The sequence below is a fragment of the Mesorhizobium sp. M0195 genome, assembly GCF_040322115.1.
Taxonomy (GTDB): Bacteria; Pseudomonadota; Alphaproteobacteria; order Rhizobiales; family Rhizobiaceae; genus Mesorhizobium.
This window is the reverse complement of record NZ_JAMYSV010000003.1, coordinates 389,712-401,757: the sequence shown is the minus strand read 5'-3', so window position 1 is coordinate 401,757 and position 12,046 is coordinate 389,712. Positions and strand designations below refer to the sequence as shown.

At 64.1% G+C, this 12,046-nt stretch carries 11 protein-coding genes; 3 read left to right on the top strand and 8 right to left on the bottom strand.

Annotation, left to right across the window (positions count from 1 at the left end):
• Positions 1-16 precede the first annotated feature (16 nt).
• From NKJ12_RS10110 to NKJ12_RS10080, 7 genes are all read right to left on the bottom strand, one after another.
• Positions 17-1,444, bottom strand: coding sequence for a gamma-aminobutyraldehyde dehydrogenase (locus NKJ12_RS10110; RefSeq protein ID WP_352686956.1), 1,428 nt, complete (start codon positions 1,442-1,444; stop codon positions 17-19).
• Between the two features lie 25 nt (positions 1,445-1,469).
• Entirely contained in the window at positions 1,470-2,285 is an 816-nt protein-coding gene (locus tag NKJ12_RS10105) for an ABC transporter permease (protein ID WP_352506955.1), read from the bottom strand.
• A complete protein-coding gene (locus NKJ12_RS10100; protein ID WP_352507003.1) occupies positions 2,275-3,225 on the bottom strand; it encodes an ABC transporter permease in 951 nt (316 codons plus the stop codon). The genes NKJ12_RS10105 and NKJ12_RS10100 overlap by 11 nt, the downstream gene beginning before the upstream one ends.
• A 14-nt stretch (positions 3,226-3,239) precedes the next feature.
• Complete coding sequence (locus NKJ12_RS10095) at positions 3,240-4,235, bottom strand: ABC transporter ATP-binding protein (protein WP_352506954.1); 996 nt, start codon at positions 4,233-4,235, stop codon at positions 3,240-3,242.
• Between the two features lie 191 nt (positions 4,236-4,426).
• A complete protein-coding gene (locus NKJ12_RS10090) occupies positions 4,427-5,581 on the bottom strand; it encodes an ABC transporter substrate-binding protein (protein WP_352506953.1) in 1,155 nt (384 codons plus the stop codon).
• Between the two features lie 201 nt (positions 5,582-5,782).
• Positions 5,783-6,709 carry a LysR family transcriptional regulator gene (locus NKJ12_RS10085; RefSeq protein WP_254816127.1) on the bottom strand — a complete coding sequence of 309 codons (927 nt, stop codon included), beginning with the start codon at positions 6,707-6,709 and terminating at the stop codon, positions 5,783-5,785.
• 66 nt (positions 6,710-6,775) lie between these two features.
• Positions 6,776-7,552, bottom strand: coding sequence for a DeoR/GlpR family DNA-binding transcription regulator (locus NKJ12_RS10080; protein ID WP_352686951.1), 777 nt, complete (start codon positions 7,550-7,552; stop codon positions 6,776-6,778).
• A gap of 266 nt (positions 7,553-7,818) precedes the next feature.
• On the opposite strand from NKJ12_RS10080, the gene NKJ12_RS10075 reads away from it, so the two are divergent.
• The 3 genes from NKJ12_RS10075 to NKJ12_RS10065 are packed head-to-tail and all read left to right on the top strand — an operon-like array spanning position 7,819 to position 11,324.
• The gene (locus NKJ12_RS10075; RefSeq protein WP_352506952.1) at positions 7,819-7,953 is read left to right on the top strand and encodes a hypothetical protein; all 135 of its coding nucleotides are present in this window, start codon (positions 7,819-7,821) and stop codon (positions 7,951-7,953) included.
• Between the two features lie 36 nt (positions 7,954-7,989).
• Entirely contained in the window at positions 7,990-8,874 is an 885-nt protein-coding gene (locus tag NKJ12_RS10070) for a phosphotransferase (protein ID WP_254816390.1), read from the top strand.
• Entirely contained in the window at positions 8,871-11,324 is a 2,454-nt protein-coding gene (locus NKJ12_RS10065; protein ID WP_352702465.1) for a GcvT family protein, read from the top strand. The genes NKJ12_RS10070 and NKJ12_RS10065 overlap by 4 nt, the downstream gene beginning before the upstream one ends.
• 18 nt (positions 11,325-11,342) lie before the next feature.
• Here the strand turns inward: NKJ12_RS10065 and NKJ12_RS10060 are convergent, their stop codons facing one another.
• Complete coding sequence (locus NKJ12_RS10060) at positions 11,343-11,975, bottom strand: class I SAM-dependent DNA methyltransferase (protein ID WP_352506950.1); 633 nt, start codon at positions 11,973-11,975, stop codon at positions 11,343-11,345.
• Between the last annotated feature and the right edge of the window lie 71 nt (positions 11,976-12,046).

The following is a 12,046-nucleotide window of genomic DNA, read 5'->3' as shown; positions in this document are numbered from 1 at the left end:
CGTCTCCCCGAGGGCGCTATCCGTGCGCAATCATGACGTGGCGGACTGCGGTATAGTCCTCCAGCGCATATAGCGACATGTCCTTGCCGTAGCCGGATTGTTTCAACCCGCCATGCGGCATCTCGTTGGTCAGCATGAAATGGGTGTTGATCCAGGTGCAGCCATATTGCAGGCGGGCGGCCGTCGCCATGGCGCGCGAAACATCCTTGGTCCACACCGACGACGCCAGGCCGTAGTCAGAATCATTGGCCCAGTTCACCGCTTCGTCGACTTCGGAAAAGCGGGTGACCGAGACCACCGGGCCGAACACTTCGCGGCGCACGATCTCGTCCTCCTGCAGCGCGCCGGCGACGACGGTCGGCTGGTAGAAGAAGCCGGAGCCCTCGCCCGGCTTGCCGCCCGTAGTGATCTCGATGTGCTTGAGCTCCGAGGCGCGCTCGACGAAGCTCGAGACGCGGTCACGCTGGCGACGCGAAATCAGCGGGCCGATCTCGTTCTCGGTATCATCTGGGCGATCATACTTGATGGTCGAGACCGCAGCGGAGAGGTCCGCGACGAGTTTGTCATAGATCTTCTTGCCGGCATAGATGCGGCAGGCAGCGGTGCAATCCTGGCCGGCATTGTAATAGCCGAAGGCGCGCAGGCCGTTGACCACCGCACCGAGATCGGCGTCGTCGAAGACGATGACCGGCGCCTTGCCGCCGAGCTCGAGATGTGTGCGCTTGACCGATTTAGCGGCGGCCTGCAGCACCTTCTTGCCGGTGGCGACGTCGCCGGTGATCGAGATCATGTTGACCTTCGGATGGTTGATCAGCGTGTTGCCGACGCTGTCGCCGCGGCCGAGCACGACGTTGACGACGCCTTCCGGCAGGATCTCGACAAGGATTTTCGCCAGCTTCAGCGCGGTCAGCGGCGTCTGTTCCGACGGCTTGAAGACGACCGTGTTGCCGCCGGCAATCGCCGGCGCCAGCTTCCAGGCCATCATCATCAGCGGATAGTTCCACGGCGCAATCGACGCCACAACGCCGATGGCGTCGCGGCGGACCATCGAGGTGTGGCCGGGAATGTATTCGCCGGCGACCTGGCCAGGCATCGAGCGGACCGCGCCGGCAAAGAAACGGTAGCAGTCGACGATCGCCGGGATCTCGTCATTGAGCACGGCATTGATCGGCTTGCCGCAGTTCAGCGCCTCGAGCGCCGCGAAATCCTGTGCCGCGGCCTCGATGCGATCGGCGATCTTCAGGAGATAGCCGGCGCGCTGCGCCGGCGTGGTGCGCGACCAGGTGACGAAGGCTTTTTCGGCGGCAAGCACTGCCGCCTCGATCTGCGCCGGGCTGGCCTCGGGCAGATTGAGGATGGTCGCCCCGGTCTTCGGGTTGAGGATCGGTTCCTCGGTCTCGGTGCCTTTTTCGAATTTCGCGCCGATCAGCATCTGCGTGTCCATGGAAGTCTCTCCCTTATGAACGAGATCATTTGCCCGAACCGGCGATCTGGTCGCCGTCGCGGGTCAGGTAATAGGCAGCGAGGATGGGAAGCAGCGTCACCAGCACCACGACCATCGCCACGACATTGGTGACCGGACGCTGGCGCGGACGGATCAGCTCTTCGAGCATCCAGATCGGCACCGTTTGCTGCTGGCCGGCGGTGAAAGTGGTGACGATGACCTCGTCGAAGGACAGCGCAAAGGCGAGCATGCCGCCGGCCAGCAGCGCGGTTGCGATGTTGGGCAGCACGACATGCCGAAAGGTCTGGAAACCGTCGGCGCCGAGGTCCATCGACGCCTCGATCATCGAGCCGGACGTGCGGCGGAAACGGGCGACCGCATTGTTGTAGACGACGACCACGCAGAAGGTCGCGTGGCCGAGCACGATCGTCCAGAACGAGAACGGGATTTCGGCCAGCGCGAAGGCCGAGCGCAGCGCAATGCCGGTGATGATGCCGGGTAGCGCGATCGGCAGGATCACCAGCAGCGAGATGGTTTCGCGGCCGAAGAATTTTGTGCGGGACACGGCGGCGGCGCACAGCGTGCCGAGGACCAGCGCGATGGCGGTCGAGATCGCCGCGACCCGCACCGACAGCGACAGCGCCTGCCAGACGTCGGGGCGGTTCCAGGTGACGGCGAACCATTGCGTCGTCAGCCCCGGCGGCGGCCAGACGAAGCTCTTCTCCTCCGTGGTGAAGGCATAGACGAAGATCAGCACAATCGGCAAATGCAGGAAAAGCAGGCCGCCGGTGGCAGCGAGCTTCAGGCCGATCGGCGCCGATGGGCCACGGTCAGAGCGCATCGAAAGCCCCCATGCGCTTGGCGCCCCAGAGGTAGAAGCCCATGATGACGATGGGCACCACGGTAAAGGCGGCGGCGAGCGGGATGTTGCCGGCGGTGCCTTGCTGCGAATAGACGGCCTGGCCGATGAACAGCCGCGAGGTACCGATGATCTGCGGGATGATGTAGTCGCCGAGCGTCAGCGAGAAGGTGAAGATCGAGCCGGCGACGATGCCGGGCAGCGTCAGCGGGAACAGCACGTTGCGGAAGGTCTGGCCGGGCGAGGCGCCCAGATCGGACGAGGCCTCGACCAAATTGCCCGGCACGCGCTCGAGTGCGGCCTGCACCGGCAGGATCATGAAGGGCAGCCAGACATAGACGAAGACGATGAAGGTGCCGGTTGACGAGACCGACAGCGAGTTGCCGCCGACGATCGGCAGCGATAGCCATGCATCGAGCAGCCATAGAAGATGCAATTTGGCCAGCAGCCACGTCAGGATGCCTTCCTTGGCGAGGATCAGCTTCCAGGCATAGATCTTGACCAGGTAGCTCGACCACAGCGGCAGCATGACGCCGAGATAAAACAACGCCTTCCAACGGGCGCGCGCATAGCGCGCCGCGTAATAGGCGATGGGAAAGGCAATGACCGCCGACGCAAACGTCACCAGCGCCGCCATCGTCACCGTGCGCAGGATGATGTCGAGATTGGCGGCCTGCAGCAGGTCGCCATAAGTCTTCAGCGTGAACTCGCGGTTGATGAGGCCGGAGAACTCGTCGATCGAAAAGAAACTCTGCAAAAGCAGCGCGAAGAGCGAGCCGATATAGACGATGCCGAGCCACAGAACCGGCGGCAGCAGCATGAGCAGGAGCAGGAGTTGCGGCCGGCGCCAGAAGATGTCGGAGAGCGCGCCGCGTACGCCGCCGCTGCCCGGCAGGATGGCAGGCGCCGTGGCCCGCGGCATGGCAGCGTCCAGGCTCATCCCAGTTCGTCCATCAAATGCAAATGCTCGCGGTTGAAGGTGAGCACCACCGCCTCGCCTTCCCGGGGCAAGGCTGCACCCGCCGGGACGATGGCATGCAGCCGCAAGCCCTCTGCATCGAGCGCCAGTCTAGTCGTGGCGCCGAGATAATTGGTCGAGACAAGGCGGGCGGCAACGCCTTCGCCGTTGGCCCGGCCAATACGGATGGATTCGGGCCGCAGGCTGCCCCAGCGATGCTGGCCGGCATAGCGCTGGACGAAATCCGGCGGCAGCACGTTGGACGAGCCGACGAAATCGGCGACGAAGCGGGTCTTGGGGCGCTGGTAGATGTCTTCCGGCGTGCCGATCTGCATGATCTTGCCATCATTGAAGACGGCGACGCGGTCGGCCATCGACAGCGCTTCGCCCTGGTCGTGGGTGACGAACACGAAGGTGATGCCGAGCGCCTTCTGCAGCGATTTCAACTCCTCCTGCATGTTTTCGCGAAGCTTGAGGTCGAGCGCGCCGAGCGGCTCGTCGAGCAGCAGCACCTTGGGCTGGTTGACCAGCGCCCGGGCGAGCGCGACGCGCTGGCGCTGGCCGCCGGAAAGTTGGCCAGGGCGACGCGCGCCGTAGCCGGGAAGCCGTACCAGCGCCAGCGCCTCTTCCGCCGCCTTTTGCCGCTCCGGTCTGCCGACGCCCTTGACCATCAGCCCATAGGCGACGTTGTCGAGCACGTTGAGATGCGGGAACAGCGCATAGTCCTGGAACACGGTGTTGACGTTGCGGCGATAGGGCGGCACGCCCTCGGCGCGTTCGCCGAAGATCGAGATCGAGCCGGCCGTCGGCTGCTCGAAACCGGCGATGAGGCGCAGGCACGTCGTCTTGCCCGAGCCGGAAGGCCCGAGCATGGCGAAGAACTCGCCCGGCACGATGTCGAGATCGACCGCGTCGACGGCACGCACGCTGCCGAAATGGCGGGAGACTTTTTGGAAGGAAACGGCGGAGGTCATGGGTCGTCCTGATCTGTCAGGCTCATCAAATTTCAGGCGGTCGCGCCGCCCCTCATCCGCCTGCTGGCACCTTCTCCCCGTATATAGTGGACGGCGAGAAGGGAGGCGCTCCAACGCTGGCGACCCCCCGTTTCTTCACCGGGAGAGGGTAAGGGTGAGGGGCAGCGCCGGGCTTCGTAGGTGAGGCGAACTCACCGCCCGCCGATGACGCCGATATAGTCCGACACCCAGCGGTAGTAGGGTACGCACTGGTCGTTCTGGGTGGCGCATTTCGAGACCGGCGTCTTCCAGAACTTGATCTTGTCGAAATTGTCGTAGCCGTTGGTCTTGCAGCCTTCTTCGCCGAGCAGTTCGTTGCCCTTGCAGGCGGCAGGTACCACCGGCAGCGAGCCGAACCAGGCGGAGACGTCGCCCTGCACTTTCGGCGACAGCGAATGCTCCATCCACATGTAGGCGCAGTTCGGGTGGGCAGCATCGGCCTCCATCATCGTGGTGTCGGCCCAGCCGGTAACGCCCTCCTCGGGGATGGTCGAGGCGACCGGCTTCTTGGCCGCGATCAGCGTGTTGACCTGGTAGGGCCAGGAGCCGGAGGCGACGACGCCTTCGTTCTGGAAATCGTCGACCTGGATGGCGGCGTCGTGCCAATACCGTCCGACCAGCGTACGCTGGACCCGCAGAAGGTCGAGCGCGGCCTTGTACTGGTCTTCGGTCAGTTCGTACGGATCCTTGATGCCGAGCTCCGGCTTGTGGGCCATCAGGTAATTGGCGGCATCGGCGATGTGGATGGGCCCGTCATAGGCCTGGACGCGGCCCTTGTTCGACTTGCCGTCGGGAAGCTTCATTTCCTCGAAGACCACGTTCCAGCTCTTCGGCGCCTCCTTGAACACTTCGGTGTTGTACATCAGCACGTTCGGCCCCCACTGATAGGGGACGCCGTAATGGACGCCGCCGACGGTGAACCAGGGTGCATCCTTCAGCCGGTCGTCAACCGTCTTCCAGCTCGGGATGAGATCGGTGTTGATCGGCTGGACACGCTTGCCGGCGACAAGGCGCAGGGAGGCATCGCCCGAGGCGGTGACGAGATCGAAGCCGCCCTCGTTCATCAGCGAGACCATCTCGTCGGAGGTGTTGGCGGTCTTGACGTTGACCTTGCAGCCGGTTTCCTTCTCGAACGAAGTGACCCAATCATAGGCCTTGTCGGTTTCGCCGCGCTCGATATAGCCCGGCCAGGCGACGATATTGACCTCGCCTTCGCCTTTGCCGAGCTCCTTGACCTGGGCGATGGCCTGGCCGGAGAAGCTCAGCGCGACCGTCAAGGCAGTGCATGATTTCAGCAATGAATTCATCGTCGATCTCCCATTTTTGCATGACCTCGAAACCGGTTTCGGTTTTCGGAAGAAGATCATGCGCCCGTTCAAAGACGTTGGATGCGCGGCTCTGAGGGCCGTGCTCCGGCGGCAGCTTTGTTCCCTGACCGAAAAGTGCTGCGAAATTTCCGGTTTCGCAAATTCATTTATCAGAAAGCCGATATCGATTTTTCCGATAGGTCAGCGGCCAATCTTCTCAGGCCGTTGGCGCACCATGCGCTGCGACTGGGCAAGTCCGATGAAGTCGCGCGCCGCCTGCGGCAGACCGGAGCCGCGCCGCCAGACCATGCCGACCTGGACGACCGGCAACGACCCCGAAATATCGCGCGATTCGATGCGGTCGCCTTCCAGCGACCATGGCCGGTAGACGAGGTCGGGCAGCAGCGCCACGCCGGCGCCGGTAGCGACGAGGCTGCGCACCGCTTCGACCGAGCGGGTGCGGAAGGCGACATGCGGCTTGGCGCCGATTGCCGTCAGCAGCTTTCCGGTATTCTCCTCGATCTCGTCGACGGTCAGCATGATCAGCGGTTCCGAGGCGATGTCGCCGATGCCGATGATGTCGGCACCGGCCAAGGGGTGTCCGAGCGGCAGCCACAGCCGGTAGGCCGAGACTTCGAGGATTTCGGACTGCAGCGCGGTGCGGTCGCGCAGGTTCGAGGTGACCATGACGGCAATGTCAAGCTTGCCGCCGATCAACAGATGCTCGAGATAGTCGCCATTGTCCTCGATCGCCGAGACCTCGACACCCGGATAGGCGCGGCGGTAGCGGGCAAGAAGATCGGAAAGCACATAGCCAGCGACCAACGAGGTGACGCCAAGTTGCAGCCGCCCGCTTGCCGCGATCCGTTCGCCGAAGAAGGCGCGGCGCGCATCGGAAACGTCGGCCAGGATCTTCCTCGCATGGCGCAGGAACTGGTGGCCTTTGTGGGTGATGTTCAAGCCGCGCGGGTGGCGCTCGAACAGCTCGACGCCGAGATCGTGCTCCAACTCCTTGATCGCTTCGGTGACCGAGGATTGCGAGATCGACAGGTTCTGGGCGGCGCCCGACACTGTGCCCTGCTCGGCGACGGCGATGAAGAACTGCAATTGGCGGATGGTGAAAGCCATGGCCGGACTAAACACGGCAGAGGCGGCGCTGGGAAGTGGGTGCTGGTGCCGATCTGCCGATAGAGCTCAGCCCTCGCTTCCGCCGTCCGCAATGCTGAGCCGCGCGCCGGCCTGGACGAGGGCGGCGGCGATGTCGTGCGGCGGCGGCCGGTCGGTGGCGAGTTCGGAAAAGCCGCCGAAGCCGCAGACCTGAACAAGGCCCTGGCGGCCGAATTTGCTGTGGTCGGTGACGACAAGCGAACGCTGGCCGCGCGACAGCACCATGCGGGCGAATTCGGCCTCTTCCAGGTCATAGTCCATGACGCCGGTGACGGCATCGACCGCACCGGTCGATATCACTGTATGGTTGACGGAAAAGCGGCTGACGAATTCGATGGCCGAGACGCCGAAGGCAGCACCGGAATCGCTGCGCAGCTCGCCGCCGGCCATATAGACTTTGTTGCCGTTGACGGTGGCCAGTGTGCGGGCGATGTCGGAGGAGTTGGTGACGACCGTCAGCCGCCGGTGGCCGAGCAGTTCCCGGGCCAGGAAAGAGGTGGTGGTGCCGGTGTCGAGCATGATGGACTCGCCGTCGCGGATGGTGGCGGCGACCATGCGGGCAATAGCCCGCTTGGCATCGGCGTTCTCGCGCATGCGCCGCTCGAACGGCGCTTCGCCGGCAAACGACGGCAGGCTGATTGCGCCGTGCATCTTGAGGATGGAACCGTCGCTGGTCAGTGGCTTGACGTCGCGGCGTACCGTCTCCAGCGAGACGCCCAGCCGGTCGGCCAGGCTGGCAATGGTGACAGTGCCTTCCTCCTTGAGGAGGCGCAGGATTTCGCCATGCCGCTTCGAGTGGACCATCGGTTCCATCCGGTCGGATTGTTGCAGCGTTGACCGTTTCTACGGCAAAAACGCTACTAGCTTCAATAAATTTCGCAAAATTCGGGCAAAAACGCAGAGAACACCACAATTTCGCGTTGACAACGCCTCCAGCGTGGCGCGACATTATCGCTGTGACAGGCTCGGAACGGAGGACGACGGCTGAGCCGCACGAAAAATCGCCTGCCCGAACGCCCGGGAAAACTGTTGGGTGCAAGGGTGCCGAAATTCAGGATCCGCGGGGGCGGATGCCGGCGTCGAAGAAACCCGGCACAAAGGGGCTCGTCGGTGCGGTGCGGGATACCGATCCCGAGATCTGCACCGACGAGATCTTCGCGTTGCCGCCATTCCTCTGTCCGATTGTCATCCCCGGCCAGCCGTGACATGCGTGGAAAATTGACCCGATGTTGGACGAGATCGTGACTGTCGAAGACCGCATCCGCGCGCTGCCTTGCTGGACCGGCAGCATCGACATTGCGCCGCTGCCGGGTGGGCTGAGCAATGCCAATTATCTGGTCAAGGACGCGGCCGGGCGGCACGTCGTACGGCTCGGCCAGGACTATCCGTTCCACCATGTCTTTCGCGAGCGCGAGATGATGACCGCGCGGGCAGCGCACGCCGCAGGCTTCGCTCCGGCCGTCCACTACACCGGACCGGGCGTCATGGTGACGGAGTATCTCGGCGCCAAGGCCTACGTCGCGCAGGACGTGCGCGCCGATCTCGGCCGCGTTGCCGCGTTGCTGCGCGGCTTCCACCGGGAGATGCCCAGTCACATCTCCGGCGCCGGCTTCATGTTCTGGGTATTCCATGTCATTCGCGACTATGCGCGCACGCTGGAGGAAGGCCGCAGCCGCAAGCTGGGCGAATTGCCACGCCTTTTGACTCTGGCGGACGAGCTCGAGCGCGCGCAAAAACTGCTGCCGATCGTCTTCGGTCACAACGATCTTCTGCCGGCTAACATAATCGACGACGGTCACAGGCTGTGGCTCATCGACTTCGAATATGCCGGCTTCAACACCGCGATGTTCGACCTTGCCGGCGCGGCTTCGAACGCCGGCATGAGCGACGAGGAATCCTTCGCCTTCCTGACTGCCTATTTCATGAAGGAGCCGGACCCGGCGATACGGCGCTCGCACGCCGCCATGCAATGCGCGTCGCTGCTGCGCGAGGCGATGTGGGGCATGGTTTCCGAGCTCTACCTCGATGCGCCCGGTGTCGACTACGCCGCCTACGCGGACGAAAACCTGGCGCGGCTCGAAGCCGCCCTGGAAAACTACAGGACAAAATACGGGACGCGGACATGACCTTGCCCGCCCAGGCCGGGATCGTGGTCATCGGCGGTGGCATCATCGGCTGTTCGACGGCCTATCATCTGGCGCGCGACCACAAGGCCGAAATCGTGCTGCTCGAACAGGGCAAACTGACCTCGGGTTCGACCTGGCATGCTGCCGGGCTGGTCGGCCAGCTACGCTCGTCGGCGTCGATCACGCGCGTGCTCAAATATTCAGTCGATCTCTACAAGGGGCTGGAAGCCGAAACCGGCCTCGCCACCGGCTGGAAGATGACTGGCTGCCTGCGCCTCGCCACCAATGCCGACCGCTGGACGGAGTATAAGCGGCTGGCAACGACGGCCAAAAGCTTCGGCATGGACATGCATCTGCTGTCGCCGGCCGAGGTCAAGGAAATGTGGCCGCTGCTGGAAACCGGCGACCTCGTCGGCGCGTCCTGGCTGCCGACCGACGGTCAGGCAAGCCCTTCCGACATCACCCAGTCACTGGCCAAGGGCGCGCGCATGCATGGCGCAAAATTGTTCGAGGAGGTGCGGGTCACCGGCTTTGAACTGACCAACGGCCGGATCGTCAAGGTTAGGACGAACAGGGGCGATATCGCCTGCGACAAGGTGGTGAACTGCGCCGGGCAATGGGCGCGGCAGGTGGGTGCGTTGGCCGGCATCAACGTGCCGCTGCAGCCGGTGAAGCACCAGTACATCATCACCGAGAGGATCGTCGGCCTGGCGACCGACGCGCCGACAATTCGCGACCCCGATCGCCGCACCTATTTCAAGGAGGAGGTGGGCGGGTTGGTGATGGGCGGCTACGAGCCGAACCCGCAGGCGTGGACGACCGGCCTGCCCGGCGGCGATGTGCCGGACGATTGGGAGTTCCGGCTGTTCGACGATGATTACGATCATTTCGAGCAGCATATGAGCCAGGCCATCGAGCGCGTCCCGGCGCTTGCCAATGTCGGCGTCAAGCAGATGATCAACGGGCCGGAGAGCTTTACGCCGGACGGCAATTTCATCCTCGGCGTGGCGCCGGAATGCCCCAATATGTTCGTCGGCGCCGGCTTCAATGCCTTCGGCATCGCGTCCGGCGGCGGCGCCGGCTGGGCGCTGGCGCAATGGGTCGTCGACGGCGAGGCGCCGCTCGATTTGTGGGTGGTCGACATCCGCCGCTTCTCCGACCTGCACCGCGACCGGAAATGGGTCGGCGACCGCACGCTGGAAGCCTACGGCAAGCACTACACGATCGGCTTCCCGCATGAGGAATATGCCAGCGGACGGCCGCGCATCGTCTCACCTTTGTACGAGCGGCTGCAAAAACATCGCGCCGTGTTCGGCTCGAAACTTGGCTGGGAGCGGCCGAACTGGTTCGCGCCGGCAGGCATCGAGCCGAAGGACGTCTATTCGATGGGCCGGCAGAACTGGTTTTCACCCGTCGGCGACGAGCATCGCCATGTGCGCGAAAAGATCGGTATTTTCGACCAATCGTCGTTTGCCAAATACGAAATGACCGGAGCCGACGCGCTGAAGGCGCTGGACTGGATCTGCGCCAATGACGTCGCCAAGCCGGTCGGCCGGCTGACCTACACACAGCTCCTCAATACGCGCGGCGGCATCGAGGCCGAGTTGACCGTGGCGAGGCTCGGTGAGGAAAAATTCTACATCGTCACCGGCACCGGGTTCCGCACGCACGATTTCTCCTGGATTGCCGATCATATCGGCAGGGAGTTCGACGTGACGCTGACCGACGTCACCGAGGATTTTGGCACGTTGTCGCTGATGGGGCCGCGCGCACGTGACGTGCTGTCGGCGGTGACCGATGCTGACGTCTCGAATGCCGCCTTTCCGTTCGGCCATGTTCGCGAGATCGCCATTGCCGGCCACGCCGTGCGGGCACTGCGCGTCACCTATGTTGGCGAACTGGGCTGGGAATTGCATGCGCCGATCGCGGCGACAGGCGAGGTTTTCGACGCGCTGATGGCGGCGGGCGCTACCCACGACATCCGCCCGGTCGGCTACCGGGCGCTGGAATCGCTGCGGCTGGAAAAAGGCTACCGCGCCTGGGGCGCCGACATCACGCCCAACGACACGCCGCAGGAGGCCGGCCTCGGCTGGGCGGTGAAGCTCAGGAAGAACACCGATTTCCTCGGCCGACGGGCGCTTGAAAAGCTCGGTGGCTCGACGCTCAGGAAACGCTTTGCCGGCTTCACTGTCGACGATCCCGACGTCGTGCTGCTCGGGCGCGAGACCATCCTGCGCAACGGCGAGGCGGTCGGTTACCTCACCAGCGGCGGCTATGGCTACACCATCGGCAGGAACATCGGCTACGGCTATGTGCGCAATGCCTATGGCGTCAGCGATGATTTCCTCACCTCCGGCGACTACGAGCTGGTTGTGGCAATGGAACGGACGCCGGCGAAGATTCACCTCGAGCCGCTTTACGATCCGGCAGGAGTAAAGGTGAAGGCGTAGAGCGTTCCGATTTCAGCCTCAGTTCACGATGAGCACCAGCCCCCGGCTAGGCACCGTATCGGCCTCGCCTGGCATCGAGACATAGGGCGGCGTCTCCTCGGCGCGGGTGACGATGCCTTGCGCCTCGAGCTCGGCGATCCGCGCGGCAAAGCCCGTGTCCCACAGCGTGTTCTTCACCGTCAGTACGATCACTCCGCCCGGCCGGCAGATGCGGATCAGCTCGTCCAGCCCCTCGGCTCCGACATGGCCCGACGTGAAGACGCCGGCTGAGATGATCCCGGCATAGGCATCGTCCACGAAGGGCAGCGGCCCGCCAAGCGCCAGGCAGTGCAGCGCCGAATAGATACCTTTGCGCGCCGCTTGCGCCAGCATTCCTTCCGAGATGTCGAGCGCCTCGACCTGCGGATAACCGGTGATGGCGAGCCACTCGCCGATGAGCCCGGTGCCGGCGCCGGCATCGAGGAGAGGTGCGGCGCCGCGCGGCAGATGGCGGGCCAGCAAGGCAAGGCAGATGGTGGGATGGCGATAGCCGGCCGCCGACATGTCGGCGTCGTAAGTGCCGGCCCAGCTGTCGTAGAGCGCGGCTACGTCTTCCGGCCGCTTCGCCGCATAGGCTGCGGCGAGTGCGCTCTGCTGTTTGCTGTCCGTCATTGCTGTTTCGTCGCCCGGTATTGATCCGCTACGCGATGATAGCCAAACGGTGAAAACTGTGGAACCGTCGT

Coding starts and splice junctions, on each gene's coding strand:
- NKJ12_RS10110 (WP_352686956.1), bottom strand. CDS start 1,444: ATGGACACGCAGATGCTGATCGGCGCGAAATTCGAAAAAGGCACCGAG.
- NKJ12_RS10105 (WP_352506955.1), bottom strand. CDS start 2,285: ATGCGCTCTGACCGTGGCCCATCGGCGCCGATCGGCCTGAAGCTCGCT.
- NKJ12_RS10100 (WP_352507003.1), bottom strand. CDS start 3,225: ATGCCGCGGGCCACGGCGCCTGCCATCCTGCCGGGCAGCGGCGGCGTA.
- NKJ12_RS10095 (WP_352506954.1), bottom strand. CDS start 4,235: ATGACCTCCGCCGTTTCCTTCCAAAAAGTCTCCCGCCATTTCGGCAGC.
- NKJ12_RS10090 (WP_352506953.1), bottom strand. CDS start 5,581: ATGAATTCATTGCTGAAATCATGCACTGCCTTGACGGTCGCGCTGAGC.
- NKJ12_RS10085 (WP_254816127.1), bottom strand. CDS start 6,709: ATGGCTTTCACCATCCGCCAATTGCAGTTCTTCATCGCCGTCGCCGAG.
- NKJ12_RS10080 (WP_352686951.1), bottom strand. CDS start 7,552: ATGGTCCACTCGAAGCGGCATGGCGAAATCCTGCGCCTCCTCAAGGAG.
- NKJ12_RS10075 (WP_352506952.1), top strand. CDS start 7,819: ATGCCGGCGTCGAAGAAACCCGGCACAAAGGGGCTCGTCGGTGCGGTG.
- NKJ12_RS10065 (WP_352702465.1), top strand. CDS start 8,871: ATGACCTTGCCCGCCCAGGCCGGGATCGTGGTCATCGGCGGTGGCATC.
- NKJ12_RS10060 (WP_352506950.1), bottom strand. CDS start 11,975: ATGACGGACAGCAAACAGCAGAGCGCACTCGCCGCAGCCTATGCGGCG.